The organism is Pantoea sp. FN0307 (assembly GCF_050113815.1).
In the GTDB taxonomy this organism is placed as follows: Bacteria; Pseudomonadota; Gammaproteobacteria; order Enterobacterales; family Enterobacteriaceae; genus Mixta; species Mixta alhagi.
Window position 1 is genome coordinate 217,790 of the sequence record NZ_JBNJSO010000005.1, and the last position, 26,737, is coordinate 244,526.

Genomic DNA, 26,737 nt, shown 5'->3' on the forward strand with positions numbered 1-26,737 from the left:
CGTTGAAGATAACCATGTCACATCAGCTGTCACAGGAAACCACCTTCACGCTCGATCAAGTCAGTTTTCGCGTGCCCGGACGCACGCTGCTGCATCCTCTCTCGCTTACCTTTCCCAGCGGTAAAGTTACCGGCCTGATCGGTCATAACGGCTCCGGCAAATCGACGTTGCTAAAAATGTTAGGCCGACATCAGCCCGCCAGCGAAGGGCGCGTGCTGTTAAATGGCAAACCGCTGGACCAGTGGAACAGCAAGGCCTTTGCCCGGCAGATTGCCTATTTACCTCAGCATCTGCCGCCAGCGGAGGGAATGACGGTGCGGGAGCTGGTAGCGGTAGGCCGCTATCCGTGGCACGGCGCGCTGGGGCGCTACGGTGAAGAAGATCGTCAGCGCGTGGAGGAAGCGATTACGCTGGTTGGGTTGAAGCCCCTTGCCCGGCGTCTGGTGGATAGTCTCTCCGGCGGCGAACGGCAACGCGCCTGGCTGGCGATGCTGGTGGCGCAGAACAGCCGCTGCCTGCTGCTGGATGAGCCTACGTCGGCGCTGGACATTGCGCATCAGGTAGAGGTGCTGGCGCTGATCCAGCGTCTTAGCCAGCAGCGTGGGCTGACGGTAATTGCCGTTCTGCACGATATCAATATGGCGGCACGCTACTGCGATTCGCTGGTCGCGCTACGCGCCGGTGAGATGATCGCTCAGGGCGCGCCGGCGGACATCATGCACAGCGAAGTGCTGGAACGCATCTATAACATTCCAATGGGCATTCTGCCGCACCCGCAGGGTGGCGCGCCGGTCAGCTTTGTTTACTGATACAAGGATGTGGTTATGTTGCCAATAACACGCCGTCGTTTGCTTACCGCTATGGCGATCTCTCCGCTGCTCTGGCAGCAAACGCTGCGGGCGGAAACAATTGATTCGCAGCGCATTGTCGCCCTGGAATGGCTGCCGATTGAATTAATGATGGCGCTGGGCGTGGTGCCGATGGCCGCAGCTGAACTGTTTAACTATCGCGACTGGGTCGGCAAGCCTGAACTGCCTGCGAGCGTAATAGATGTTGGGCTGCGCGTTGAGCCGAACCTTGAATTGCTGACGCAACTGAAACCCTCTCTGATTCTTTATTCCAGCGGCTATGGCCCCTCACCGCAAACTCTGGCGCGTATCGCTCCCAGCCAGGGATTCGCCTTTAACAACAGCGAAGGCAAACCGTTAACGGCGGCACGCCAGTCGTTAACGCAACTGGCGCAGCGCATCGGTAAATTACCCCAGGCGCAGGCGCATCTGGCCATGCTCGATGACTTTTTGGCTGATATGCGTACGCGTCTTGCACCGCGCGCTGCGAAGCCGCTGTTGCTGATGTCGTTAATTGATAAACGTCATGCGATTGTTTTTGGCAAAGGCAGCCTGTTTTTAGAAGTGATGCAAAATCTTGGGCTGCAAAACGCCTGGCAGGGCGAAACGAATTTCTGGGGCAGCGCAGTGGTAGGGATCGAGCGTCTGGCGAGCATAGTTGATGCGGATGTGCTCTGTCTGAGCCACGGTGATAATGCCTTAATGAAGCAGATCGCTGCAACCGAGCTTTGGCAGTCGCTGCCTTTTGTACGTCAGCAACGTTTTACCCGCGTGCCAACCGTCTGGTTTTATGGTGCAACGCTCTCGGCGATGACGTTTTGCCGTATTCTCGATAATGTGCTGGAGGCATGATGCACAGGCGTTTCGCTTTTCCGGTAATGCTGATCGGTGCGCTGTTTCTGGGCGTGCTGGCATTGACCGGCCTGAATTTTACTCATCATCTGCCAACACCGCAGTGGCTAAATGCGTTAATGCAGCCGGATCGCAATAATATCGATCAGATGGTGTTTCACTTTAGCCTGCTGCCCAGGCTGGCGGTGGCGCTGCTGGCCGGGGCAGGGCTGGGGCTGGTGGGCGTGCTTTTCCAACAGGTATTACGCAACCCGCTGGCGGAGCCGACCACGCTTGGCGTGGCGAGCGGCGCTCAGCTTGGCATCACGGTTGCAACCCTGTGGACGCTGCCGGGCGGAATGCTCACGCAGCAGATCGCTGCGATGACGGGCGCGGTACTCATCGGCCTGCTGGTGTTTGGCATCGCCTGGGGGAAACGGCTGTCGCCGGTGACCCTGATCCTCGCCGGGCTGGTAATGAGCCTTTACTGCGGCGCGGTTAATCAGATCTTCGCTATCTTCAATCACGATCAGCTACAAAACCTTTTCTTGTGGAGTACTGGCTCATTAAGCCAGCAGGACTGGAGCAACGTGACCTTTTTGCTGCCGCGTCTTCTGCTGGGCTTTGCGCTGGCGCTGTTGTTGCGGCGGCCTCTTACGGTGCTGGGGCTGGACGATGGTGTCGCTAAAAATCTGGGTATGGCGCTGTCGCTGGTGCGGCTGGCGGCGCTGGGGCTGGCAATCATTCTGAGCGGCATGCTGGTAAATGCTGTCGGCATCATCTCCTTTATCGCGCTGTTTTCACCGCTGATGGCGAAACTGCTGGGCGCACGCCGTCTGGTTAGTCGTATGTTACTGGCCCCGCTGCTGGGCGCACTGTTGCTTTGGCTGACGGACCAGTGCGTGATTTGGCTGACCGATAACTGGCGTGAGATTTCAACCGGCACCTTAACGGCGCTGGTCGGCGCACCAGTTCTGCTGTGGCTGTTGCCGCGCCTGCGTACCGGGGCGGTGCCGTCGCCGCTGAATCAGGGCGACCGCGTGCCTGCGGAGCGTCAGCATGTGCTGTGGTGGGTGCTGGCGGCGCTTGGTGTACTGCTGCTGCTGGCGGTTACCGCGCTATCGCTGGGGCGCGATGCGCACGGCTGGCTGTGGGCGAGCGGCGAACTCTGGCATCAGCTCCAACCGTGGCGCGCACCGCGCATGGTGGCCGCGCTGGCGGCAGGGGTGATGCTGGGCGTGGCGGGCAGCCTGATACAGCGCCTGACCGGTAATCCCATGGCCAGCCCGGAAGTGCTGGGCATCAGCTCTGGCGCAGCCTGCGGCGTGGTGCTGATGTTGTTTCTGGTGCCGGGCGACGCTTTTGCCTGGCTACTGCCTGCCGGCAGCCTTGGCGCGGCGGTTACGCTGCTGCTGATTATGCTGGTGGCCGGGCGCGGCGGTTTTTCGCCGGAGCGTATGCTGCTGGCGGGGATGGCTTTCAGCACCGCCTTTACCACATTACTGGCGATGCTGCTGGCCAGCGGCGATCCGCGCATGGCGCAGCTGCTGAGCTGGATCTCAGGTTCAACCTATGGCGTGGATGCGGCACAGGCGTTGCGCACCGCGCTGGTAGCCGTGGTGCTGGTGGTGATAGCTCCGCTCGCCAGCCGCTGGTTAACCATTTTGCCGCTGGGCAGCGCCACGGCGCGTTCCATTGGCGTCGCACTGATGCCGGCGCGTTTTAGTTTGCTGCTGCTGGCTTCTGCGTTGACTGCCGCCGCGACGCTAACCATCGGACCACTCAGTTTTATTGGGCTGATGGCGCCGCATATCGCACGTATGCTGGGATTCCGGCGGGCGCTGCCGCAGATGGTGGTTGCTGCGCTGATGGGCGGCGCTCTGATGATTGTGGCCGACTGGGGCGGCAGAATGGCGGCGTTTCCGAATCAGATCCCGGCGGGACTACTGGCAACCTTTATCGGCGCGCCTTATTTTGTCTGGCTACTGCGGAAAGTGAAATAACAACGGGCGCCGCAGGGCGCCCGTTAACGTTTGATGATGGCGGCGCGAGTTAAGCCGCTACAGGTAAACCCTTACAAACGCGCAAAGCTGCGACGCGCCGCATCAACCGTGCGCTGGATATCCTCAGCGCTGTGCGCCAGCGACATAAAGCCCGCTTCAAACGCCGACGGCGCCAGGTACACCCCTTCCTCCAGCATGAAATGGAAGAAACGCTTAAAGCGTTCGGTATCGCATCGCGTCACATCGTCATAACAGGTGACTTGTGCCGCATCGGTGAAGAACAGACCGAACATGCCGCCGACATGGTTCACCACCAGCGGGATATTTTCCGCCTGGGCCGCCGCACGGAGACCCTGCGCCAGCTGGGTCGTGAGCTCGGTCAGCGTGGCGTGCGTGCCGGGTCGGGAGATTTCCGTCAGGCAGGCGTAACCGGCGGCCATCGCGATAGGGTTGCCAGAGAGCGTACCCGCCTGGTAAACCGGGCCGGTCGGCGCCAGCGCTTCCATCACGTCACGACGTCCGCCGAATGCACCTACCGGCATGCCGCCGCCGATGATTTTGCCCAGGCAGGTCAGATCCGGCGTTACGCCATAGTGCGCCTGAGCGCCGCCCAGCGCTACGCGGAAGCCGGTCATCACCTCATCGATAATCAGCAGCGCGCCGAACTCGTCGCACAGCGCGCGCAGGCCGGGCAGAAAATCGGGCTGCGGCGGAATACAGTTCATATTGCCCGCTACCGGCTCAACGATAATACAGGCGATTTCATGCGGATATTGTTCGAACGCGGCGCGTACCGAGGCCAGGTCATTGTAGGTGCAGGTCAGGGTATGCTTTGCGAAATCTGCCGGAACGCCAGGTGAATTCGGCTGGCCGAGCGTCAGGGCGCCGGAACCCGCTTTCACCAGCAGGCAGTCGGCATGGCCATGATAACAACCTTCAAATTTGATGATCTTATCGCGTCGGGTGAAGCCGCGCGCCAGGCGAATGGCGCTCATGGTGGCTTCGGTGCCGGAGTTAACCATCCGCACCATTTCCATTGACGGTACCAGTTTGCACACCAGTTCCGCCATCTTCACTTCCATCTCGGTCGGCGCGCCAAAGCTTAAACCGCGCTCTGCCGCCTCAATGACCGCGTTGCGGATCGCCGGATGATTATGGCCCAACACCATCGGCCCCCAGGATCCAACATAATCGATATAGGCTTTGCCGTCGGCATCGTACAGCCAGGCGCCATCGGCACGCTCAATAAATAACGGGACGCCGCCGACGCCGGTAAAGGCGCGTACCGGCGAGTTTACGCCGCCGGGAATGGAACGCTGCGCCTGCTGATACAGGTTTTCGGACTTACTCATTAATCGGCTCCTGAATGAAAGAAAAACCCGACCATTCTACGGGAACTTAGGGCCACGTTGAATGGCTGGCAAAAAGAGTATTGCGCAGGCTGGCATTTTTTGCCCCTTTATGGGGGGCGGCGTATGATAACGGACTTGATTAATTTACTGATGTGAGCGTTATGAACCAAACACCCACCTCCACCGAGCAGTTACATGTGGTTCCCCTGCGGCGTACCGATTTTCTGCGGATGCTGCTACGGCGTGATAAAACCCCCGTCGCGATTCTGTTTGTCGCAGGCATCGTCGGCACGCTGGCCGGGCTGATTGGGGTCGCGTTTGAGAAAGCGGTAACGGCGGTACAGGCCTGGCGGCTGGGCGTGGTGGCCAGCACAGGCGATCATCTGTGGCTGGCTTTTCCTCTGGCCTTTTTATTGTCGGCGCTGCTGGCCGTTTTCGGTTACTGGCTGGTGCGGCGCTTTGCGCCAGAAGCGGGCGGCTCTGGTATTCCGGAAATCGAAGGCGCGCTGGAAGAACTGCGTCCGGTACGCTGGTGGCGCGTGATCCCGGTTAAATTCCTTGGCGGCATGGGCACGCTGGGGGCTGGCATGGTGCTGGGAAGGGAAGGGCCAACGGTGCAGCTGGGCGGCAACGTTGGGCGCATGGTGCTGGATCTTTTCCGTATGCGCAGCGCTGAAGCGCGCCATTCGCTGCTGGCTACCGGAGCCGCCGCCGGTCTTTCCGCCGCGTTTAATGCGCCGCTGGCCGGCATTCTGTTTATTATCGAAGAGATGCGTTTGCAGTTCCGCTATAGCCTGATCTCCATTAAAGCGGTATTTATCGGCGTGATCATGTCGAGCATCGTGTTTCGCTATTTCAACGGCGAACATGCGGTGATTGCCGTCGGCAAGCTTGCCAGTGCGCCAATTAATACGCTGTGGCTCTATCTGGTGCTGGGTATGCTGTTCGGCATCGTCGGCGTGCTGTTTAACCGCCTGATTTTTATTACTCAGGACTTTTTTCAGCGGCTGCACGGCGGCGTGATGAAAAAAGCGCTGATTATCGGGGCGCTGCTGGGTGGGCTGTGCGGGGTTCTTGCGGTGATTAAACCAGAAGCGGCAGGCGGTGGATTTAGTCTGATCCCCATCGCGGCGGCAGGGCACTATACCGTAGGGATGCTGCTGTTTATTTTTATCGCGCGCGTGGTTACCACACTGCTCTGTTTCGGTTCAGGCGCGCCGGGCGGCATCTTTGCGCCGATGCTGGCGTTGGGCACGTTGTTGGGCACCGCTTTCGGCATGGCCTGCGCTTCGCTGCTGCCGGCGTTGACGCTCGATCCTGGTACCTTTGCTATTGCCGGTATGGGCGCGCTGTTTGCCGCCTCGGTGCGTGCGCCTCTGACCGGCATCGTGCTGGTGCTGGAGATGACCGATAATTATCAGCTGATTTTACCGATGATTATTACCTGCCTCGGCGCAACGCTGCTGGCGCAGTTTCTGGGCGGCAAGCCGCTCTACTCCTCACTATTGGCCAGGACGCTGGCAAAGCAGCAGGCACAGCAGGATCGGGAAAAGGCACAGAGTGCGAGGGCGGATACTTGATTGCTGCACCAGGCTATTAGATAATATTGACAAGCGCGGCCATTTCTGGCCTGAGCCGGATCAATTGCGGAGTGTTTCAATGAGTGATGAAGTAGCAGCACTGCCGCTGCAATTTACCGAGGCGGCAGCCAGCAAGGTGAAAACCCTGATTGCTGATGAAGATAATCCTGATCTGAAACTGCGGGTTTATATTACCGGTGGCGGTTGCAGTGGTTTCCAGTACGGCTTCACCTTCGACGATAAAATCAACGATGGCGATATGACCATTGAGAAATCAGGCGTGTCGCTGGTTGTGGATCCGATGAGTCTGCAATACCTGGTGGGTGGCGCGGTGGATTATACCGAAGGCCTGGAAGGTTCCCGTTTTATCGTAACCAACCCCAATGCTAAAACCACCTGCGGCTGTGGTTCTTCCTTTAGCATCTGACAGAAGCGCGTGCTTTACTTCCTGTAAAGCACGCTAATTATTCCTGCCCTTTATCGCCCGTCAAACGCGCTTCTCACCTGATTTTTGCCTGCTATTGCAGCGCCTGACACAATTTTTCTGCGGCCAGCACGCTACGCGGACCGGGACGGCTTAGCCAGTCTTCGGGGATCGCTATCACCGGCACCAGCAGTTGCGGCTGCCAGAATCGTGCCGTCTGAGCGGCGGCGTGGCTGTCGCCAGGCACGATAATCAGATCGGGATGGCGTGCCAGTACCTGCTCGCGGCTGACCTGCGGCCAGGGCACCGGGCTGGCTGCAAACACATTCTCGCCGCCACACAGCGCCAACAGCTGGTTTTGTAAGGTTGCGCGTGCGGCAGTAAACAGCGGCTGTTGACCAAACTGTAAAAATACGCGCCGATGCTTTGGTTGTTTATTAGGTTGTTGCAATGCCTTAAAGCGCGCCGCCAGGCGACCTGCCGCATCATGGGCCTGCTGTGGAGAGGGGCTCCACGCCGCCAGCTGATGCAGCGCGGCGATAATGCTTTCAATCGAGTCGGGATCCAGCCAGATAACCTTTACGCCCAGCGTGCGCAACTGATCGATTTGCCGCTGCGGAGAACCTCCGCGCCACGCCAGCACCAAATCCGGCTTTAGCGCCAGAATGCGTTCCAGCTTAATACCCTGCCAGTTAGCGACCTGCTCCAGCGATTTCGCTTCAGGCGGATAATCGGACCAGGCGCTAACTGCCACCGGCGTGATCCCGGCGGCGAAGGCGAGTTCAGTGAGATGCGGCGCCAGCGTAATAACACGCGGCGCGCTGGCCGCCAGCGCCAGGCTGGAAAAGAGCCAGAGCGCCAGCAAGGCGATAATGCGTTTAGCCACGCGCCAGGTTGCCCAGCAGCGTTTCCACCAGCAGTGAAGATTGCTGAGCAGCAATGCTAAGAAACTCTTCAAAGCTAAGGTGAGATTCCTGATCGGCAACGTCAGAGATAGCGCGGATGACTACAAAAGGCGTGGCGAACTGATGACAAACGTGACCGATCGCCGTGGCTTCCATCTCTACCGCAATTGCCTGCGGGAAGGTGGTGCGAATACGCGCCAGCGGTTCTGCGCCGTTGATAAAGGCATCGCCGCTCACGACCAGACCGCGTACCGCGTGCAGATTTAGCTGATTAATGCACGCTTCTGCGGCGGCAATCAGCGCGCTGTCAGCCGGAAAAGCGGCAGGACAGCCTGCCATCTGGCCTGGCTCATAGCCGAAGGCGGTGACGTCCGCATCGTGATAACGCACCTCGTCCGATACCACGATATCGCCCACTTTCAGCGAAGAATCCAGGCCACCCGCCGATCCGGTATTGATAATGAAATCAGGACGGCAGCGTTCCAGCAGCAGGGCCGTGCCCAGCGCGGCGGAAACTTTACCGATCCCGGATTTCAGCAGCGCTACCTCCACACCGTTCAGGGTACCGGTATAAATTTCACAGCCAGCGACAGAAATAGTCTGACGATTCTCGATTTTATCGCGCAGCAGTGTGACTTCCTGCTCCATTGCACCAATAATGCCTGCTTTCATAGGGTTACTCGCTAAGTAATTAAAGTGGAATTCAGCATTTGAACTGTTGCATAGTCTACCACAGGCCCACGGCAAGATGTTTTCATGCAGAAACAAGGGGAATCAATGGATAAGATTAATTTCCGGCAGCGGATCAGCTTTCAGCGCCCATGGAACAGTCGGGAAGCGCCGCAGGGCGAATATGCCATTACCCGTCATTTTGAAAGCGATCGTGGGCGTATTATTAATTCAGCCGCCATCCGTCGTTTACAGCAGAAAACCCAGGTGTTTCCGCTGGAGCGCAACGCTGCTGTGCGTTCGCGGCTGACACATTCGCTGGAGGTGCAGCAGACGGGACGTTATATCGCAAAAGAGATCCTTGAAACCCTGAAAACGCGCGGCGGCCTGGAAAAATATGGTCTGCAGGAGCTATCCGGCGCGTTTGAAAGTCTGGTGGAGATGGCCTGTTTGTTGCACGACGTGGGCAACCCGCCCTTTGGTCATTTTGGCGAAGCGGCGATCAACGACTGGTTCGACGCCAATTTACCGGCTGAGCTGGTGGATCCGCTGGTGGCAGGCGTAGACGATGGCGACGCACAGCAGCAGGCGGACTTCAGCGCCCTGAATGCGATTATCCGTCAGGATCTTTGTCATTTCGAAGGCAACGCGCAGGCGATTCGTCTGGTACATACGCTACTGCAGCTAAACCTGACCTACTGTCAGGTCGCCTGTATTTTGAAATATACCGCGCCCGCCTGGTGGCAGGGCGAAAAGCCAGCGCAGTTCAGCACCCTGATGAAAAAGCCGGGCTTTTATCTTTCCGAGTGCCATTATATTGCCGAACTGCGCGCGGCCACGCAGCTGCAGGAGCATCACCGTTTTCCGTTAACCTGGATCATGGAAGCGGCAGATGATATTTCCTACTGTATTGCCGACCTTGATGATGCAGTAGAGAAGGCCATTTTCAACGTTGATACGCTGTATGGCTATCTGGAAAAACTGTGGGGGCCGGTGCGTCCCGGCGATGCTTTCAGCCGCACCATTGGTTATGCCTGGCGCGAGGCAAACGGAAAGAAAATTCGCGGCCGAAGCGATCAATTTTTTATGTCGCTGCGTGTGAGCGTGCAAAATGTGCTGGTGGCCCACGCGGTTAATCGTTTCGTGGATAATCTGGCGGCCATTTTTAACGGCGACTTTAATCATGCGTTGCTGGAAGACGAGGGCGAAGAGGGCAGGTTGCTGAAGTTATTTAAAACCGTCGCGCGCCGCCATGTATTTAATCATTCAGAAGTTGAACAGCTCGAATTACAGGGCTATCGGGTAATAAAAGGGCTGCTGGAGGTTTACCAGCCGCTGCTTAAGCTAAATTATGAAGCTTTTACCACGCTGATGACCGAAGATTTCCTGGCCGGACATCCTATCGAAACCCGACTGTTTCATAAGCTATCTGGCAAACACCGCCGTGCTTATCAACAACATATGCGCACTTTGAAAATTGAGCATAAATATCAGCGGCTGTTGTGGGAACGTTATTATCGTGCGCGTCTGATTCAGGACTATATTAGTGGAATGACCGATCTTTATGCCTGGGATGAATACCGGCGTTTAATGGCGGTTGAATAGTGAAGTAATAAAAAAGGAGTTTTGTAAAGATGCAGAATATTTTTTTACTTTTGCCAAAAAGTTACTGATGAACTTTGCGGTAAAAATTTAATCTCATCAACACGGCCAAAATGATGGTCAGCTTCATTGATCCAATACGAGTAACAGACGAATGAAAAAAACAACTCTTGTATTAAGCGCATTAGCTCTCAGCCTGGGTATGGCGATGAGTCCGACTTACGTTATGGCTGCTGAAACGGCCTCTTCCTCCACTCAGCAACTCCCCAGCCTGGCACCTATGCTGGAAAAAGTGATGCCGTCAGTTGTCAGCATCAACGTTGAAGGTAGCACCTCGGTGAAAACGCCGCGTCTGCCGCCACAGTTCCAGCAGTTCTTTGGTGATAACTCGCCGTTCTGTCAGGATGGTTCGCCATTCCTGAACTCGCCGATGTGCCAGGGCGCAGCGCCTGGCGGCAACGCGCCTCAGCAAAAATTCCGCGCGCTGGGTTCCGGTGTAGTCATCAATGCGCAGAAAGGGTATGTCGTCACCAACAACCATGTCGTGGATAATGCCACCAAAATTCAGGTGCAGCTCAGCGACGGACGCCGTTATGAGGCGAAAGTGATCGGCAAAGATCCGCGTTCCGATATTGCGCTGATTCAGCTTCAGGATTTTAAAAATCTTACCGCCATTACCATGGCTGACTCTGACACCCTGCGCGTCGGTGACTATACGGTTGCGATCGGTAACCCGTACGGGCTGGGCGAAACCGTCACGTCCGGTATTGTCTCCGCGCTGGGTCGTAGCGGCCTGAATGTGGAAAATTACGAGAACTTTATCCAGACCGATGCGGCCATTAACCGTGGTAACTCCGGCGGCGCGTTGGTTAATCTGAACGGTGAACTCATTGGGATTAATACCGCGATACTGGCTCCGGACGGCGGCAACATTGGTATCGGCTTCGCCATTCCCAGCAATATGGTGAAGAACCTCACTGCACAGATGGTGGAATATGGTCAGGTAAAACGTGGCGAACTGGGCATCATGGGCACCGAGCTGAATTCTGAGCTGGCGAAAGCGATGAAAGTGGATGCGCAACGCGGTGCCTTTGTCAGCCAGGTGATGCCGAAGTCTTCCGCTGCTAAAGCGGGCATTAAGGCGGGCGATGTGATCACCTCGCTGAACAAAAAACAGATCTCCAGCTTTGCCGCGTTGCGTGCTGAAGTCGGCTCGCTGCCGGTTGGCACTAAACTGGAACTGGGCCTGCTGCGTGATGGTAAACCGCTGACGGTTACGGTTGAGCTGCAACAAAGCTCACAGAGTAATGTCGATTCCGCAACCATCTATACCGGCATTGAAGGCGCGGGTCTGAGCAACGCGGAAGTTAACGGTCAGAAAGGCGTGCGGGTGGACAGCGTTAAACCTGGCAGCTCCGCAGCACGTATCGGCCTGAAAAAAGACGATATTATTCTTGGTGTAAACCAGCAGCCAGTGACCAATCTTGGCGAGCTGCGTAAAATCCTTGATACCAAGCCCTCCGTGCTGGCGCTGAATATCAAACGCGGCGACAGCAATATCTATCTGCTTATGCAATAACGCGTTCCTGCCGGGAAACCCGCAGCAAAACAGAGAGCTCAACGGCCCGACGGCTTGTTCGTCGGGCCGTTTTTAGTTTGTGATATCGCCCGCAAATTTATTAACCGAAGCGGTGCTTCGTGCAAATGCACAATGCTTCGCTGCGATCGTCAACGTATGCTGCTTCTTCAGGCCCTGGCTGGAGTGAAAGATGGCTAACTATCACCTGGATGCTCGTCTGGCCCAGGATATCGTTGCGCGCACCATGAAAATTATCGACAGTAACGTCAACGTCATGGATGCCCGTGGCCGGATTATCGGCAGCGGCGATCGGGAACGCATTGGTGAATTGCACGAAGGCGCGCTGCTGGCGCTGTCGCAAGCGCGTGTGGTGGATATTGACGAAGCCGTTGCGCGCCATCTGCATGGCGTACGGCCCGGTATCAATTTACCGCTGCGTATTGCCGGTGAAATCGTTGGAGTCATCGGCCTGACTGGCGATCCCGTTTCACTGCGTCAGTATGGCGAGTTGGTCTGTATGACGGCGGAGATGATGCTGGAGCAGGCGCGACTGCTGCATATGCTGGCGCAGGATAGCCGTCTGCGCGAAGAGCTGGTGCTGAATCTTATCCGTAGTGAAACCCTTTCTCCGGCGCTGATGGCATGGGCGCAGCGGCTGGGTATCGACCTTAATCAGCCGCGCGTGGTTGCGGTGGTAGAGGTCGACAGCGGGCAACTGGGCGTGGACAGTGCGATGGCGGAGCTGCAGCAGTTACAGACGCTGTTGACCATGCCAGAGCGCGATAATCTGATTGCCATCGTTTCCCTTACGGAAATGGTGGTGTTGAAACCGGCGCTGAATGCTCATGGCCGTTACGATCAGGATGAGCACCGGCGGCGCGTTGATCAACTATTAGGGCGCATGAAAGAGAGTGGGCATCTGCGTATTCGCATTGCGCTGGGCAACTACTTTACCGGCGAGGGCAGTATTGCCCGCTCTTACCGCACGGCGCAAACCACCATGAGCGTTGGCAAACAGCGTATGCCGGAACAGCGCAGCTTTTTTTATCAGGATTTAGTGCTGCCGGTGCTGCTTGATAGCCTGCGCGGCGGCTGGCAGGCAAATGAGCTGTCGCGTCCGCTGGCAAAACTGAAAGCGATGGATAATAACGGCCTGTTGCGGCGTACGCTAATCGCCTGGTTCACTCATAACGTGCAGCCTTCGGCCACCGCCCGGGCGCTGTTTATTCATCGTAATACGCTGGAGTACCGGCTGAACCGGATTTCTGAACTGACCGGGCTTAACCTGGGCCATTTTGACGATCGGCTGCTGCTGTACGTGGCGCTACAGCTGGATGAGCAGCCCTAAAGAGAATACGCCGCAGCGCGGCGTATCAGGCGTGTTGATAACCTCATGCCCGAAAAGCCAGGCGTGTTGGCTATCCTGTTTTTCATTAGCGGCTGTTGCGCGTCAGCTTATCCAGATCGGATTCAATTTCAGCGATCTTGTTGGAAACCACGTTTTCCAGATGACGCAGGTCGTCAAGGATTTTACGCTTCAGATCGATTTCTACCTGATCGCGCTGGCAGATTTGATCCAGCTCATCAATCACATAGCGGAGGTTAGGGCTGATCTCCTGCACCTCTTTGTAGCCTTGCCCAATGCCATCCGCCACCACGGTTTTACGCTGGCGCGGATATTTAAATTTAACGCTTTTGGCAAAAAATTCGCCTTTATCTTTACGGAAGTAAATTTTCAAAATGTCGTTATTCGCTTCCTGACGCAGGCTGTAGCGATCGATATCTTCCGGATTGGAAATGCCCAGGCTTTTTAAATTGTCATACATGGCGATGTTTCCTGTGAACGTGAAATTAGGGCGTCGCAACTCTTCCGTTACACCTTATTTCGGCCCTGACGCTGTACGAGCATCCTGCTGAAGCAGCACAAAGGGCCTGTCATCACTGTAGACATAAACGACGACTTTCGGGAAATTGCGCCGCAGAAATGGCGGAGATGAATTATCGCCTGCGTAAAAAATAAACGCACCTTTAATTTGCAGGCAAAGCGGCGTGGATAACGGTGAGGGAAAAAGGAAAACGCAGGCCGGAACGGCGCGGGAAAAGGCGAAAACAGACGCGAACTTACCCTGCCGTTAAGGCAGGGCAGAGGATCAGGCGTTATTCATCAATGGTGCGCAGCAGCTCATTGATGCCAACTTTGCCGCGTGTTTTCGCATCAACTTTTTTCACGATGACCGCGCAATAGAGGCTGTAAGAGCCATCTTTTGACGGCAGGTTGCCGGAAACCACAACTGAGCCAGCCGGAACGCGGCCATAGTGGATTTCGCCGGTTTCACGATCGTAAATTTTGGTGCTTTGACCAATATAAACGCCCATGGAAATCACGGAACCTTCTTCAACGATTACCCCTTCGACGATTTCAGAACGGGCGCCGATAAAGCAGTTGTCTTCAATGATGGTCGGGTTAGCCTGAAGCGGCTCCAGTACGCCGCCGATGCCGACGCCGCCAGAAAGATGCACGTTTTTACCAATCTGAGCACAAGAACCCACGGTCGCCCAGGTATCAACCATCGAGCCTTCATCAACCCATGCGCCAATATTGACATAGGAAGGCATCAGCACGGTGTTACGGGCAATAAAGGCCCCCTGACGAACGGCCGCTGGTGGCACCACACGGAAGCCCTCTTTTTTAAAGCGCGCTTCATCATAAGCGGCAAACTTCATCGGCACCTTGTCGTAATAGCGGCTTTCAGCGCCGTCGATTACCTGATTGTCATTGATACGGAAAGAGAGCAGCACCGCTTTTTTCAGCCACTGATGCGTGACCCATTCACCATCAATCTTTTCGGCTACGCGCAGGGCGCCGCTGTCCAGCAGAGCGATAACCTGCTCTACGGCTTCGCGGGTGGCGGAATCTACGCTGGCGGGCGTGATATCGGCACGGTGCTCAAACGCGCTCTCAATGACACTCTGTAACTGTTGCATGTGTATTTTCATCCTGGTTATTGCATTCACCATCGCACACTATCGCTGTTGCTCCGATGATTTGGCGAACGGCTGTGTAAAAAGATCTGAGTCACACTTTATCGTTTGGATCAAGGGCCTCTGTCAACCGTTGTTGCAGCTTATGTCGCAAATTGGCGCTCAGCGCGCGGCGTTCATCATCAGCCAGAATAAACAGATCCTCGACCCGTTCGCCAATGGTGCTGATGCGTGCGCCGTGCAGCGAAATGCCCAGGTCGGCAAAGACTTCGCCCACCTGCGCCAGCAGGCCAGGACGATCAAGCGCAATCAGCTCCAGCCAGGTGCGGCGTTCGTTGAAAGAGGGCAGAAAACGCACCTCGGTATCGACATTAAAGTGTTTCAGCTTGGCTGACTGGCGGCGGGTGCGCGGCGGCGTCCAGCTGGTTTGGGTAATCGCCTGATCCAGCGCCTGGATAATCATCTGGTGGCGATCCGCCGCCAGCGGGCTGCCGTCCGGCTCCAGCACAATAAAGGTATCCATTGCCATACCGTCACGGCTGGTAAAGATCTGCGCATCGTGCACGCTGAGATTACGGCGGTCCAGCTCGCCCGCAACGGCAGCAAACAGATAGGGGCGATCCGGGCTCCAGATAAAGATTTCCGTGCCGCCGCGCGTCGCCTGCGGACTGACCAATACCAGCGGCTTGTGCAGGTCATGATTCATTAAATGGCGCGCATGCCAGGCGAGCTGGTTAGGCGTATGGCGCAGAAAATAGTCGGCGCGACAGCGGCTCCAGATTTGGTGCAGCCTCTCTTCATTGATGTTGTCCATACGCAGCAGAGCCAGCGCCTGCAGGCGATGATGGCGCACACGCTCACGCAGATCGGGTGAATTTTCCATTCCGCGTCGCAGCTGTTTTTCCGTGGCGAAAAACAGCTCGCGCAACAGGCTTTGTTTCCAGCTATTCCACAGCGTTTCGTTGGTGGCGCAGATATCCGCTACCGTCAAACAGACCAGATAGCGCAGACGATTTTCATTCTGCATCACCTCAGCGAACTGCTGGATCACCGTTGGATCCTGTATATCGCGCCGCTGAGCGGTCACCGACATCAGCAGATGATAGCGCACCAGCCAGGCAACCAGCTGCGCCTCGCGTGAGTTCAGACCGTGCAGTTCGGCAAAGTCCAGTACATCCTGTGCGCCAAGAATGGAATGGTCGCCGCCGCGACCTTTGGCGATATCGTGAAACAGCGCTGCCAGCAGCAGCAGCTCCGGCTGCGGCAGACGCGGCCACAGCTCGACGCAGAGCGGATGGCGCGAGCGGGTCTCTTCGCTGGCGAAGCTTTCCAGCTTTTGCAGCACGCGAATGGTATGTTCATCCACCGTGTAAGCGTGAAACAGATCGAACTGCATCTGACCGACAATTTTACTCCACTGCGGCATATAAGCAGAAAGAACGCTGTGACGATGCATCGGCACCAGCGCCCGGCTGACCGCGCCCGGATGGCGTAGAATAGCGAAAAAGTAGCGTCGTGCTTCCGGCAGGTTACAGAGCGGTTGCTGTAAATTACGACGCGCATAGCGTAGCTGACGCAGCGTAGAGGAATAGATGCCTTTGATATTTTCATTGCGCACCATTACCCAAAACATGCGCATGATCGCTTCCGGCTGACAACTGAAGAGCGCATCATCGCGTAGATCGATCAGGCTGCCGCGCAGTTGGAAATCGTCATCAATCGGCTGCGGTTTGTCGGTGGCGTCCAGCGCTAAAATTGCATCGTCGAACAGCTGAAGCAGCATTTGATTCAGTTCGCCGATGCGCCGCGTAACGCGGAAAAAATCTTTCATCATCCGCTCGACCGGCTCGTTACCTTCGCCCTGGTAATCCAGGCGTTGCGCGACGGTGAGCTGACGGTCAAACAGCAGGCGGTTATCGTAACGGGGCAGAGTAAGATGCAGGGCGAAACGAATACGCCAGAGAAAGGCCTGACACTCGTTCAGCTCATTGCGTTCGGCTTCAGTAAGAAAGCTGAAACCCACCATTTCATCCAGTGAGGTGGCGCCGAAGTGGCGGCGCGCCACCCACAGCAGCGTATGAATATCGCGCAGGCCGCCGGGGCTGCTTTTTATATCGGGCTCCAGGTTGTAGCTGGTGCCGTGATAACGCTTGTGGCGCTCCTGCTGTTCAGCGATTTTGGCAGCGTAAAAACGCCAGGAGGGCCAGAAGCCGTCGCTGAAAATATGCTTTTGCAGTTCCAGAAACAGCGCCACGTCGCCAACCAGCATACGCGATTCAATCAGATTGGTGGCGACGGTTAAATCAGAAAGCCCTTCCAGCAGGCACTCTTCCAGCGTGCGCACGCTGTGCCCCACCTCCAGCTTCAGATCCCACAGCAGCGTCAACAGATCGCTGGCCGCTGCCGCCGTCTGCTCATCCAATGCTTTACGGCTGAGGATCAGCAGATCAATGTCGGAAAGCGGATGCAGCTCGCCGCGACCAAAGCCGCCTACCGCAACCAGTGACATGCCATCGCGCGCTTCGAAGCCGTAAAAACGCCACAGGCGACGCAGCAAGGTATCAATAAACAGCGTGCGGGCGTCGATCAGGGCCGCGACATCTTTTCCTTCGTCAAACGCGGCGGCAAGATGCTGCTGAAAGCCTTCAAGATGCTGCTTTAGCTGCTCTCGGGTGAGCTGCGCATCGTCCCAGCCTGACGTGGATTCGGCCAGGCTACTTATTACTTCATTAGTCACGCCATTGCGCATTGAAGAGTTGCTCCGCTTTCGCCATAAAAAAAGCCGACGTAAAGTCGGCTCTTGTTAAACTTCGGTCAGGCGGGTGTCGCGCCCTTAGGCTTCGTTGACCAGCACTGCCGGAATGGTGTCATCTTTACGCAAGGTAAGAATTTCACAGCCGTTTTCCGTCACCACAATAGTATGCTCATACTGTGCCGACAAGCTGCGATCTTTGGTTTTTACCGTCCAGCCATCTTTCATGCTACGGATGCGGTAATCGCCCGCGTTCACCATCGGTTCAATGGTAAAGGTCATGCCCGGCTGCAGCACTACGCCGCCGTCGTCGGCATCGTAATGCAGCACCTGCGGCTCTTCATGAAAGCCTTTGCCGATCCCGTGTCCGCAATATTCACGCACGACGGAAAAATCCTGCGCTTCGACAAATTTCTGGATTTCACGACCCAGCGTGCGCAGACGGATGCCCGGTTTGACCAGACGCAGCGCCAGATAGAGGCTTTCCTGCGTAATGCGGCACAGGCGCTCACCCTGAATGGTGGGTTTGCCTACCAGATACATTTTCGAGGTATCGCCGTGATACTCGTCTTTTATTACCGTTACGTCGATATTAACGATATCGCCATCTTTCAGCAGCTTGTCATCACTGGGAATGCCGTGGCAAACCACGTCATTAACCGAGATACATACTGATTTCGGGAAGCCGTGATAGCCAAGGCTGGCAGAAACTGCCTGCTGGGTATTCACAATATAATCATTGCAAATGCGGTCGAGTTCACCAGTGGAAACGCCCGGCTTTACGAAAGGCTCGATCATCTCCAGCACTTCAGCGGCAAGACGTCCCGCCACGCGCATTTTTTCGATTTCTTCTGGGGTTTTAATTGAAATTGCCATTAATTTTATCCGCAGTTGTCGTCATTTTCGACAATAATAAAGCAAGTGGTGCCATGTTAGCAGGTCGGCCAGTAGGCTGCCACTGAGCGTTTAACCATGGCCGGCGGTAATTGTAATCATTAAGGAAAATGCGTTGTGCTATTCAATGCGCGCAGAAAGGAGACGAACAATTATTGGCGTCAAATCGTGCTTTATGGTATAAAGCGCGCCGACGATTCTAAGTAAGGCTGAAAAGCCCTGCTGGAAACGCATAAATCTCCCGTGTATATAACACACACATATCGGCACATGCGCCGGGGTGCCTTTCGAGGTCGGTTGCATGGGATATGTGGAGGCCCAACCCCAAACTTACTACAGAGGTAATCATGGCAACTGTTTCCATGCGCGACATGCTCAAGGCTGGTGTTCACTTCGGTCACCAGACCCGTTACTGGAACCCGAAAATGAAGCCGTTCATCTTCGGTGCGCGTAACAAAGTTCACATCATCAACCTTGAGAAAACGGTTCCGATGTTCAACGACGCCCTGGCTGAGCTGAACAAAATCGCTTCCCGTAAAGGCAAGATCCTGTTTGTTGGTACTAAGCGTGCTGCCAGCGAAGCAATCAAAGAATCTGCTCTGAGCTGCGATCAGTTCTTCGTAAACCACCGTTGGTTAGGTGGTATGCTGACTAACTGGAAAACCGTTCGTCAGTCAATCAAACGTCTGAAAGATCTGGAAACTCAGTCTCAGGACGGTACTTTCGACAAACTGACCAAAAAAGAAGCGCTGATGCGTACTCGTGAACTGGCCAAGCTGGAAAACAGCCTGGGCGGTATCAAAGACATGGGCGGTCTGCCGGACGCACTGTTTGTGATCGATGCTGACCACGAACACATCGCAATCAAAGAAGCAAACAACCTGGGTATCCCGGTATTTGCTATCGTTGATACCAACTCTGATCCGGATGGCGTTGATTACATCATCCCGGGTAACGACGATGCGATCCGTGCTGTTAGCCTGTACCTGACTGCTGTAGCGACCACCGTTCGCGAAGGCCGCTCTCAGGATCTGGCTGAGCAGGCAGAAGAAGCTTCTTTAGAGAACGCTTAATAAGGTTTGCTCTGTACAGAGCCCTTATCATTCAGATGTGATCTGTAAGGGGCCGATTATGGCCCCTTTATTTTTTTAACCGTGGTCCGGCGCATGGCCTGGCTGCGAAGCACTCCTGCTAACAGACGCTGTTGGCCCGCAGCAGATAAGCGGGCAGGCAGACTGGCCGTCCTGGTAAAACCGTGGCGGCCGTTTCCCGCGTGAGCGGGAATAAACCGCAGGCAACAGACAACTGAGGAAGAGAGAATGGCTGATATTACCGCTGCTCTGGTAAAAGAACTGCGCGAGCGTACTGGCGCTGGCATGATGGAATGTAAAAAAGCGCTGGTTGAAGCCAATGGCGACATCGAGCTGGCGATTGACAACATGCGTAAATCAGGTCAGGCGAAAGCGGCGAAGAAATCTGGTCGCGTAGCTGCCGAAGGCGTTATCCTGACTGAAGTCTCTGGCAACACCGGCGTGATCGTTGAGCTGAACTGCGAAACTGACTTCGTGGCGAAAGATGCAGGCTTCCTGGCTTTCGGTAAAGAAGTTATCGCTGCCGCTACCGCTGAGCGCATCGCTGATATTGATGTCCTGAAAGCGAAATTCGAAGATCAGCGCACCGCGCTGGTAGCGAAAATCGGTGAAAACATCAACATCCGTCGCGTTGCTATCCTGGAAGGCGAGATGGTTGGTTCTTACCTGCACGGCGCACGTATCGGCGTTCTGGTTTCTGCGACCGGTGCTGATGAAGAGCTGGTTAAACACGTTGCTATGCACGTTGCAGCAAGCAAGCCGGAATATGTTAAGCCGGAAGACGTACCGTCTGACGTGGTTGAGCGTGAGCATCAGATCCAGCTGGACATCGCCATGCAGTCTGGCAAACCGCGCGAAATCGCAGAGAAAATGGTTCAGGGCCGTATGAACAAGTTCACCGGTGAAGTTTCCCTGACCGGTCAGCATTTCGTTATGGATCCGAGCAAAACCGTTGGTCAGCTGCTGAAAGAGAAAGGCGCCGACGTGATTAACTTCATCCGCTTCGAAGTGGGTGAGGGCATTGAGAAAGTGGAAAGCGACTTTGCTGCAGAAGTTGCGGCCATGTCCAAGCAGTCTTAATGGTTCCAAAAGAACCGCCAATCGGCGGTTCTTTTTTGTCTGGGATCTTCAGCATTTTTCAGTCTCATCCCAATAGCAATCCCAACCGGCTAAGCGGATGATAGTTCGGATCTAACTCCTCATTATTTCATGATAGCTTCCAGGAAAAAAACGACCATGGCTACCAATGCAAAACCTGTATATCAACGTATCCTGCTAAAACTCAGTGGCGAAGCGCTGCAGGGCGCCGAAGGTTTCGGCATCGACGCGAGCGTGCTCGATCGCATGGCTCAGGAAATTAAAGAGCTGGTTGAGCTGGGTATTCAGGTTGGCGTCGTTATTGGTGGGGGTAACCTGTTCCGCGGCGCAGGTCTGGCTCAGGCGGGAATGAACCGCGTTGTTGGCGATCATATGGGCATGCTGGCTACCGTAATGAACGGCCTGGCGATGCGTGATGCGCTGCACCGCGCCTATGTGAACGCGCGTTTGATGTCGGCGATCCCGCTTAACGGCGTGTGCGATAACTACAGCTGGGCGGAAGCAATTAGCCTGTTGCGTAATAATCGCGTTGTTATTTTCTCTGCCGGCACCGGCAATCCTTTCTTTACCACCGATTCCGCAGCCTGCCTGCGTGGTATTGAAATCGAAGCCGATGTTGTCCTGAAAGCCACGAAAGTGGATGGCGTCTATTCTGCCGATCCGGTAAAAACGCCCGATGCTACGCTCTACGATCAGCTATCCTATCAGGAAGTACTGGAGCGTGAGCTGAAAGTGATGGACCTGGCCGCCTTTACACTGGCGCGCGACCATCAGCTGCCGATTCGCGTCTTTAATATGAATAAGCCGGGCGCATTGCGTCGTGTGGTAATGGGTGAAAAAGAAGGCACCCTGATTACGCATTAATATCCGTCACGGCGTAAAATAAGGTATATTCTGTCGGCGCGGCGCAAACAAGCGACGCGCACCGTTCAGGATTATCGACGAATTTTACCGTTTCCTGGCACGTTGTTGTGGCAGGTCAAACAGAATCCAAGGGTTACAACGTGATTAACGACATCAAAAAAGATGCCGACACGCGCATGGAAAAATGCGTTGAGGCGTTCAAAAATAACATCGGCAAAGTACGCACTGGCCGCGCATCACCAGCGCTTCTCGACGGTATCGTAGTTGAGTATTACGGTACGCCGACTCCGCTGCGCCAGCTGGCCAACGTTACCGTCGAAGACTCACGCACGCTGAAGATCAACGTGTTTGACCGCTCCCTGAGCCAGGCCGTTGAGAAAGCGATTATGTCGTCCGATCTCGGTCTTAATCCGAGCTCTGCCGGTACCGATATTCGCGTGCCGCTGCCCGCGTTGACGGAAGAGCGTCGTAAAGATCTGATCAAGGTCGTACGTGGCGAAGCAGAGCAGGGCCGTGTTTCCGTGCGTAACGTGCGCCGCGACGCCAACGACAAAATCAAAGCGCTGCTGAAAGATAAAGCGATCGGCGAAGACGAAGAGCGTCGTGCGCAGGATGAAGTACAAAAAATGACCGATGCATGGATCAAGAAACTTGATGCTGCGCTGGCTGAAAAAGAAACGGAGCTGATGGATTTCTAATTCCATCCAGTCCCGGTAAAACGCCGTCCACAGCGTACAGATTACGCTGTTTGACGGCGTTTTGTTTTGTCCCACCATGATTGGCGCACTGGCGCATTTCTCTGTAGCGCCGTGTCCGAATTTCTACACAGAGCGGCCTCATGAAGCAATTAACCATTCTCGGCTCCACCGGATCGATTGGCACCAATACGCTGGCGGTGGTGCAGGCAAATCCTCATCTTTATGCGATTAAAGCGCTGGTTGCCGGCTATAACGTCGATCTGATGACCGAGCAGTGCCTGCATTTCCGTCCCGCCTTTGCCGCAATGGCGGACGAGGCCTCAGCGCGTCAGCTGCGTCAGCGTTTAAGCGAGCTGGGTGTTGATACAGAGGTGCTGGCAGGCGAAGAGGCTGCGTGTCAGCTGGCGGCGCTGGACGATGTCGATCAGGTTATGGCGGCGATTGTTGGCGCGGCCGGGCTGCTGCCTACTCTGGCGGCGATTCGCGCCGGCAAAACCGTGCTGCTGGCGAATAAAGAATCACTTGTCACGTGCGGCCGTTTATTTATGGAGGCGGTGAGCGCCAGCGGCGCGCGGCTGTTGCCGGTCGACAGCGAGCATAATGCCATTTTTCAGAGTTTACCGGCTTCCATCCAGCAACAGTTAGGATACGCTAACCTCCAGGAAAACGGCATAGAGTCGATTATCCTTACGGGATCGGGTGGACCGTTTCGTGACACGCCGCTGTCGGCACTGGCAACCGTTACGCCGGAGCAGGCCTGCGCGCATCCGAACTGGTCGATGGGGCGAAAAATCTCTGTTGACTCCGCCACCATGATGAATAAAGGTCTTGAATACATTGAAGCCCGCTGGCTGTTTAATGCAACCGATGCGCAGATGGAAGTTATTCTGCACCCGCAGTCGGTGATTCACTCTATGGTGCGTTATCGCGATGGCAGTGTGCTGGCGCAGTTGGGATCTCCAGATATGCGCACGCCGATTGCCCATACGATGGCCTGGCCGCAGCGTGTAGAAGCAGGCGTAACACCGCTCGATTTTACACGCATGAAGGCGCTAACCTTCGCCGAACCTGATTTTAACCGCTATCCCTGCCTGAAACTGGCGATGGATGCGTGTGAACAGGGGCAGGCGGCGACCACCGCGCTCAATGCAGCTAATGAAATTGCGGTCGCCGCGTTTCTTAAGGGTCAGATTCGCTTTACCAATATTGCCGCGCTGAATGCAGCGGTATTGGCAGCGCTTCATCACGGCGAACCACAGAGCGTGGAGGCGGTATTGGCCATTGACAGCGAGTCGCGTCGTACCGCGCAGGCACTACTGCCGCGTTTCGCTAAGGCCGGGTAATTCGCCAATTTGCGTGGTCGCTATTTGTGAGCCTGGGATGAAACTGGTATAGTCCCCGGCTCCCGTTTCGCATTTACACACAGCCAAAGCGGTGAAGAGAGCCGTGGTCGTCACGGCTTTTTTACAGCCGCACGGGAAATGTATTCAGAAGCCGCTGTATTTCTGATGAAAGGAAATGAATACGCGTTATGTCGTCCGAAACTCAAATAACAACCGATGACCAGCAGCGGACAGGCCCGCGTCATGTGGCCATCATCATGGATGGCAACGGTCGCTGGGCGAAAAATCAGGGTAAACTCCGCGTTTCCGGTCATAAAGCGGGCGTGAAGTCGGTGCGTCGCGCCGTAAGCTTTGCCGTCAGTAATAAGCTGGAAGCGCTCACGCTTTATGCCTTCAGTAGCGAAAACTGGTCCCGTCCGGCGCAGGAAGTGGTTGCGCTGATGGAGCTGTTTGTCTGGGCACTTGATAGCGAAGTAAAAAGCCTGCATAAGCACAATGTTCGGTTAAGAATTATTGGCGATATTAGCCGTTTTAATTCACGCTTACAGGAGCGCATTCGTCGCGCTGAGGAACTTACTCAACAAAATAATGGATTGACTCTCAACATTGCCGCGAATTATGGCGGCCGTTGGGATATTATTCACGGCGTAAGAAAGATAGCCGAGCAGGTGCAGGAAGGATTGCTCCGTCCTGACCAGATCGAAGAAACTACGCTGTCCGGATTTCTCTGTATGCATGATTTGGCACCGGTGGATCTGGTAATAAGGACCGGGGGGGAACACCGCATCAGTAACTTCCTGCTGTGGCAAATCGCCTACGCGGAGTTTTACTTTACCGATGTTCTCTGGCCTGATTTTGACGAACAAGTTTTTGAAGGTGCAATGAATGCTTTTTCACATCGTGAGCGTCGATTTGGCGGCGCAGCACCTGGCGGCGCCTGAGCGCCCTGGGGGTAACCTTTGCTGAAGTCGCGTCTGATTACAGCGTTCATACTGATCCCTTTGGTGATCGCTGCGCTTTTCTGGTTACCGCCATCAGGATTTGCTATCACCACTCTGGTGGTATGCATGCTGGCCGCATGGGAATGGGGCCAGTTTGCTGGCTTCACCTCCCGTCTCCAACGTATCTGGCTGGCCGTACTTTGCGGCCTGCTGCTTGCCGTGATGTTATTTACGCTTCCTCCTTATCAACATGCCGTTCAGCTGCCGCAAATAGGCGGTTCGCTTTGGGTTGCGCTGGCCTGGTGGGTTGGCGCGCTGCTGTTGGTGCTGCGCTATCCGGCCTCCGCAGGGTTCTGGCGGCATTCGCGTGTACTGCGCCTGGGATTTGGCATTTTCACCATTGTGCCGTTCTTCTGCGGCATGGTTGCGCTGCGTCAGTACCATTATGATGTGGATCATTTTGCTGGCGCCTGGTGGCTGCTGTACGTATTGATTCTGGTCTGGGGTGCCGATTCTGGAGCCTATATGTTTGGTCGTTTATTCGGCAAGCATAAGCTCGCCCCCAAAGTCTCGCCGGGCAAAACCTGGGAAGGCTTTTTTGGCGGCCTGCTGACTTCCGCGTTGATTGCGTGGCTGTTTGGTTTATGGGCGCCGCTGAACGTGGCGCCGGGCGTGTTGTTGATCTGCTCTGTGGCTGCCGCGCTGGCTTCCGTTTTAGGCGATCTTACTGAAAGCATGTTCAAACGCGAAGCGGGCATTAAAGATAGCGGGCATCTTATCCCCGGACACGGCGGCATTCTCGATCGCATTGACAGCCTGACGGCGGCGGTGCCGGTTTTCGCTTGTTTGTTGCTGTTAGTATTCAGGACGCTGTAAGGACAAGACGTTATGCTGAGCTTTATCTGGAGTCTTGCTGCCTTTATCGTTGCGCTGGGCGTGTTGATTACCGTTCATGAGTTTGGTCATTTCTGGGTAGCGCGTCGCTGCGGCATCAGGGTAGAGCGCTTTTCCATCGGCTTCGGCAAAGCGCTCTGGCGTCGTCGCGACCGACTTGGCACCGAATATGTTATTGCCTTAATTCCGCTTGGCGGCTATGTCAAAATGCTGGATGAGCGCGTAGAAAGCGTGCCGCCCGAGCTGCGTCATCAGTCCTTCAACAATAAACCCGTACTGCAGCGCGCCGCGGTGATTGCCGCTGGTCCTGTGGCTAATTTCCTGTTTGCTATTTTTGCTTACTGGCTGGTCTTTATTCACGGCGTACCGGGTGTGCGTCCGGTTACCGGTGAAATCCTGAGCGGTTCGGTGGCGGCTGAGGCGCAAATTTCGCCTGGCATGGAACTTAAAGCGGTTGATGGCATCGAAACGCCTGACTGGGATGCTGTGCGTATGGCGCTGATCGGTAAAATCGGTGATACCGACGTTACCTTAACATTATCGCCGTTTGGCTCATCGCAGCGCGTGGAAAAACAGGTCGATCTGCGTAACTGGCATTTTGAACCTGATAAGCAGGACCCGGTTGTGGCGTTAGGTATCGCACCGCGCGGCCCTGAGATTGAAACGGTGCTGGCGGAAGTCCAGGCTAACTCACCTGCCAGTGCGGCAGGTTTGCAAGCAGGTGACAGGATCGTTAAAGTCGATGGTCGATCGCTGGCGGACTGGCGACAGTTTGTCAACCTGGTGCGGGAAAGCCCTGATAAAGCGATCGCGTTGGATGTGGAACGGCAGGGCGAGTTTGTCAGCCTTACGTTGACGCCAGCTGCAAAAGGGTCGGAAGGCTTCGCCGGTGTTGTACCGCGCGTGCTACCGTTGCCTGAAGAGTATAAAACGGTGCGCCAGTATGGCCCGTTTGCTGCTATTGGCGAGGCCGGGGGAAAAACCTGGCAGTTAATGAAGCTGACGGTCAGCATGCTTGGCAAACTGATCACCGGAGATGTTAAGCTGAACAACCTGAGCGGGCCGATTTCTATCGCGCAAGGCGCCGGGATGTCAGCGGAGTACGGGGTAATTTATTACCTGATGTTTCTCGCACTTATCAGCGTGAATCTCGGTATTATTAATCTCTTCCCGTTACCGGTATTAGATGGTGGGCATCTGCTTTTCCTGGCGATTGAAAAAATCAAAGGGAAACCGGTGTCTGAGCGAGTTCAGGACTTCAGTTATCGCATTGGCTCAGTTCTGCTGGTGCTGTTAATGGGGCTTGCACTATTCAATGATTTCTCTCGCCTGTGATGACCGGAACGTTATCCAGGCTGGGACGTGTTAGGAAGAACGCATAACAACG

The 26,737-nt window shown here is 55.4% G+C and carries 23 protein-coding genes; 16 read left to right on the forward strand and 7 right to left on the reverse strand.

Annotated elements, in window-relative coordinates:
- The first annotated feature begins 14 nt into the window (after nt 1-14).
- The 3 genes from fhuC to fhuB are packed head-to-tail and all read left to right on the forward strand — an operon-like array spanning nt 15 to nt 3,682.
- Nucleotides 15-809, forward strand: a complete 795-nt coding sequence (fhuC, locus tag ACQE3Z_RS15780; RefSeq protein WP_085067936.1) for a Fe3+-hydroxamate ABC transporter ATP-binding protein FhuC — start codon at nt 15-17, stop codon at nt 807-809.
- 15 nt (nt 810-824) lie between these two features.
- Nucleotides 825-1,700, forward strand: coding sequence for a Fe(3+)-hydroxamate ABC transporter substrate-binding protein FhuD (fhuD, locus tag ACQE3Z_RS15785; protein WP_426974520.1), 876 nt, complete (start codon nt 825-827; stop codon nt 1,698-1,700).
- Entirely contained in the window at nt 1,697-3,682 is a 1,986-nt protein-coding gene (gene fhuB / locus ACQE3Z_RS15790) for a Fe(3+)-hydroxamate ABC transporter permease FhuB (RefSeq protein WP_426974521.1), read from the forward strand. Before fhuD ends, fhuB begins: the two co-directional genes overlap by 4 nt.
- 71 nt (nt 3,683-3,753) lie before the next feature.
- Here fhuB and hemL read toward each other — a convergent pair whose 3' ends face one another.
- Nucleotides 3,754-5,034, reverse strand: a complete 1,281-nt coding sequence (gene hemL / locus ACQE3Z_RS15795) for a glutamate-1-semialdehyde 2,1-aminomutase (RefSeq protein ID WP_426974522.1) — start codon at nt 5,032-5,034, stop codon at nt 3,754-3,756.
- Nucleotides 5,035-5,195: 161 nt separating this feature from the next.
- On the opposite strand from hemL, the gene clcA reads away from it, so the two are divergent.
- Complete coding sequence (clcA, locus tag ACQE3Z_RS15800; RefSeq protein WP_426974523.1) at nt 5,196-6,614, forward strand: H(+)/Cl(-) exchange transporter ClcA; 1,419 nt, start codon at nt 5,196-5,198, stop codon at nt 6,612-6,614.
- A gap of 79 nt (nt 6,615-6,693) precedes the next feature.
- Entirely contained in the window at nt 6,694-7,041 is a 348-nt protein-coding gene (gene erpA / locus ACQE3Z_RS15805) for an iron-sulfur cluster insertion protein ErpA (RefSeq protein ID WP_085067931.1), read from the forward strand.
- A 91-nt stretch (nt 7,042-7,132) separates the two neighbouring features.
- Here the strand turns inward: erpA and btuF are convergent, their stop codons facing one another.
- On the reverse strand, nt 7,133-7,924 hold the full coding sequence (gene btuF / locus ACQE3Z_RS15810; protein ID WP_426974562.1) for a vitamin B12 ABC transporter substrate-binding protein BtuF: 792 nt from the start codon (nt 7,922-7,924) through the stop codon (nt 7,133-7,135).
- The gene (mtnN, locus tag ACQE3Z_RS15815; protein ID WP_426974524.1) at nt 7,917-8,615 is read right to left on the reverse strand and encodes a 5'-methylthioadenosine/S-adenosylhomocysteine nucleosidase; all 699 of its coding nucleotides are present in this window, start codon (nt 8,613-8,615) and stop codon (nt 7,917-7,919) included. Before mtnN ends, btuF begins: the two co-directional genes overlap by 8 nt.
- A 105-nt stretch (nt 8,616-8,720) precedes the next feature.
- On the opposite strand from mtnN, the gene dgt reads away from it, so the two are divergent.
- The 3 genes from dgt to ACQE3Z_RS15830 all read left to right on the forward strand — a co-directional run bounded on the left by dgt (nt 8,721) and on the right by ACQE3Z_RS15830 (nt 13,141).
- Complete coding sequence (gene dgt / locus ACQE3Z_RS15820; RefSeq protein WP_426974525.1) at nt 8,721-10,217, forward strand: dGTPase; 1,497 nt, start codon at nt 8,721-8,723, stop codon at nt 10,215-10,217.
- A 151-nt stretch (nt 10,218-10,368) separates the two neighbouring features.
- Nucleotides 10,369-11,793 carry a serine endoprotease DegP gene (gene degP / locus ACQE3Z_RS15825; protein ID WP_426974526.1) on the forward strand — a complete coding sequence of 475 codons (1,425 nt, stop codon included), beginning with the start codon at nt 10,369-10,371 and terminating at the stop codon, nt 11,791-11,793.
- A 190-nt stretch (nt 11,794-11,983) separates the two neighbouring features.
- Nucleotides 11,984-13,141 carry a CdaR family transcriptional regulator gene (locus ACQE3Z_RS15830; RefSeq protein ID WP_250651884.1) on the forward strand — a complete coding sequence of 386 codons (1,158 nt, stop codon included), beginning with the start codon at nt 11,984-11,986 and terminating at the stop codon, nt 13,139-13,141.
- A gap of 85 nt (nt 13,142-13,226) precedes the next feature.
- Here ACQE3Z_RS15830 and ACQE3Z_RS15835 read toward each other — a convergent pair whose 3' ends face one another.
- The 4 genes from ACQE3Z_RS15835 to map all read right to left on the reverse strand — a co-directional run bounded on the left by ACQE3Z_RS15835 (nt 13,227) and on the right by map (nt 18,403).
- The gene (locus ACQE3Z_RS15835; protein ID WP_085067925.1) at nt 13,227-13,619 is read right to left on the reverse strand and encodes a DUF3461 family protein; all 393 of its coding nucleotides are present in this window, start codon (nt 13,617-13,619) and stop codon (nt 13,227-13,229) included.
- A 331-nt stretch (nt 13,620-13,950) separates the two neighbouring features.
- Nucleotides 13,951-14,778, reverse strand: a complete 828-nt coding sequence (gene dapD / locus ACQE3Z_RS15840; protein WP_426974527.1) for a 2,3,4,5-tetrahydropyridine-2,6-dicarboxylate N-succinyltransferase — start codon at nt 14,776-14,778, stop codon at nt 13,951-13,953.
- Nucleotides 14,779-14,869: 91 nt separating this feature from the next.
- A complete protein-coding gene (gene glnD, locus ACQE3Z_RS15845) occupies nt 14,870-17,524 on the reverse strand; it encodes a bifunctional uridylyltransferase/uridylyl-removing protein GlnD (RefSeq protein ID WP_426974528.1) in 2,655 nt (884 codons plus the stop codon).
- An 84-nt stretch (nt 17,525-17,608) separates the two neighbouring features.
- Nucleotides 17,609-18,403 (reverse strand): type I methionyl aminopeptidase, encoded by a 795-nt coding sequence (map, locus tag ACQE3Z_RS15850; protein ID WP_085067922.1) that lies wholly within the window; start codon nt 18,401-18,403, stop codon nt 17,609-17,611.
- A gap of 365 nt (nt 18,404-18,768) precedes the next feature.
- Here map and rpsB point away from each other — a divergent pair, with 365 nt between their 5' ends.
- The 8 genes from rpsB to rseP all read left to right on the forward strand — a co-directional run bounded on the left by rpsB (nt 18,769) and on the right by rseP (nt 26,685).
- Complete coding sequence (rpsB, locus tag ACQE3Z_RS15855; protein ID WP_165786513.1) at nt 18,769-19,494, forward strand: 30S ribosomal protein S2; 726 nt, start codon at nt 18,769-18,771, stop codon at nt 19,492-19,494.
- A gap of 246 nt (nt 19,495-19,740) precedes the next feature.
- Complete coding sequence (gene tsf, locus ACQE3Z_RS15860; protein ID WP_249893523.1) at nt 19,741-20,592, forward strand: translation elongation factor Ts; 852 nt, start codon at nt 19,741-19,743, stop codon at nt 20,590-20,592.
- 156 nt (nt 20,593-20,748) lie between these two features.
- Complete coding sequence (gene pyrH / locus ACQE3Z_RS15865) at nt 20,749-21,474, forward strand: UMP kinase (protein ID WP_085067919.1); 726 nt, start codon at nt 20,749-20,751, stop codon at nt 21,472-21,474.
- Nucleotides 21,475-21,614: 140 nt separating this feature from the next.
- Entirely contained in the window at nt 21,615-22,172 is a 558-nt protein-coding gene (gene frr / locus ACQE3Z_RS15870; protein WP_250651887.1) for a ribosome recycling factor, read from the forward strand.
- A 140-nt stretch (nt 22,173-22,312) separates the two neighbouring features.
- On the forward strand, nt 22,313-23,515 hold the full coding sequence (gene ispC, locus ACQE3Z_RS15875; protein WP_426974529.1) for a 1-deoxy-D-xylulose-5-phosphate reductoisomerase: 1,203 nt from the start codon (nt 22,313-22,315) through the stop codon (nt 23,513-23,515).
- A 188-nt stretch (nt 23,516-23,703) separates the two neighbouring features.
- Nucleotides 23,704-24,456: a (2E,6E)-farnesyl-diphosphate-specific ditrans,polycis-undecaprenyl-diphosphate synthase gene (gene ispU / locus ACQE3Z_RS15880; RefSeq protein ID WP_085067916.1), complete on the forward strand. Its 753-nt coding sequence runs from the start codon at nt 23,704-23,706 to the stop codon at nt 24,454-24,456.
- 18 nt (nt 24,457-24,474) lie between these two features.
- Nucleotides 24,475-25,332, forward strand: coding sequence for a phosphatidate cytidylyltransferase (gene cdsA / locus ACQE3Z_RS15885; protein ID WP_426974530.1), 858 nt, complete (start codon nt 24,475-24,477; stop codon nt 25,330-25,332).
- Nucleotides 25,333-25,344: 12 nt separating this feature from the next.
- Nucleotides 25,345-26,685 carry a sigma E protease regulator RseP gene (gene rseP, locus ACQE3Z_RS15890; RefSeq protein ID WP_426974531.1) on the forward strand — a complete coding sequence of 447 codons (1,341 nt, stop codon included), beginning with the start codon at nt 25,345-25,347 and terminating at the stop codon, nt 26,683-26,685.
- The last annotated feature ends 52 nt before the right edge of the window (nt 26,686-26,737 follow it).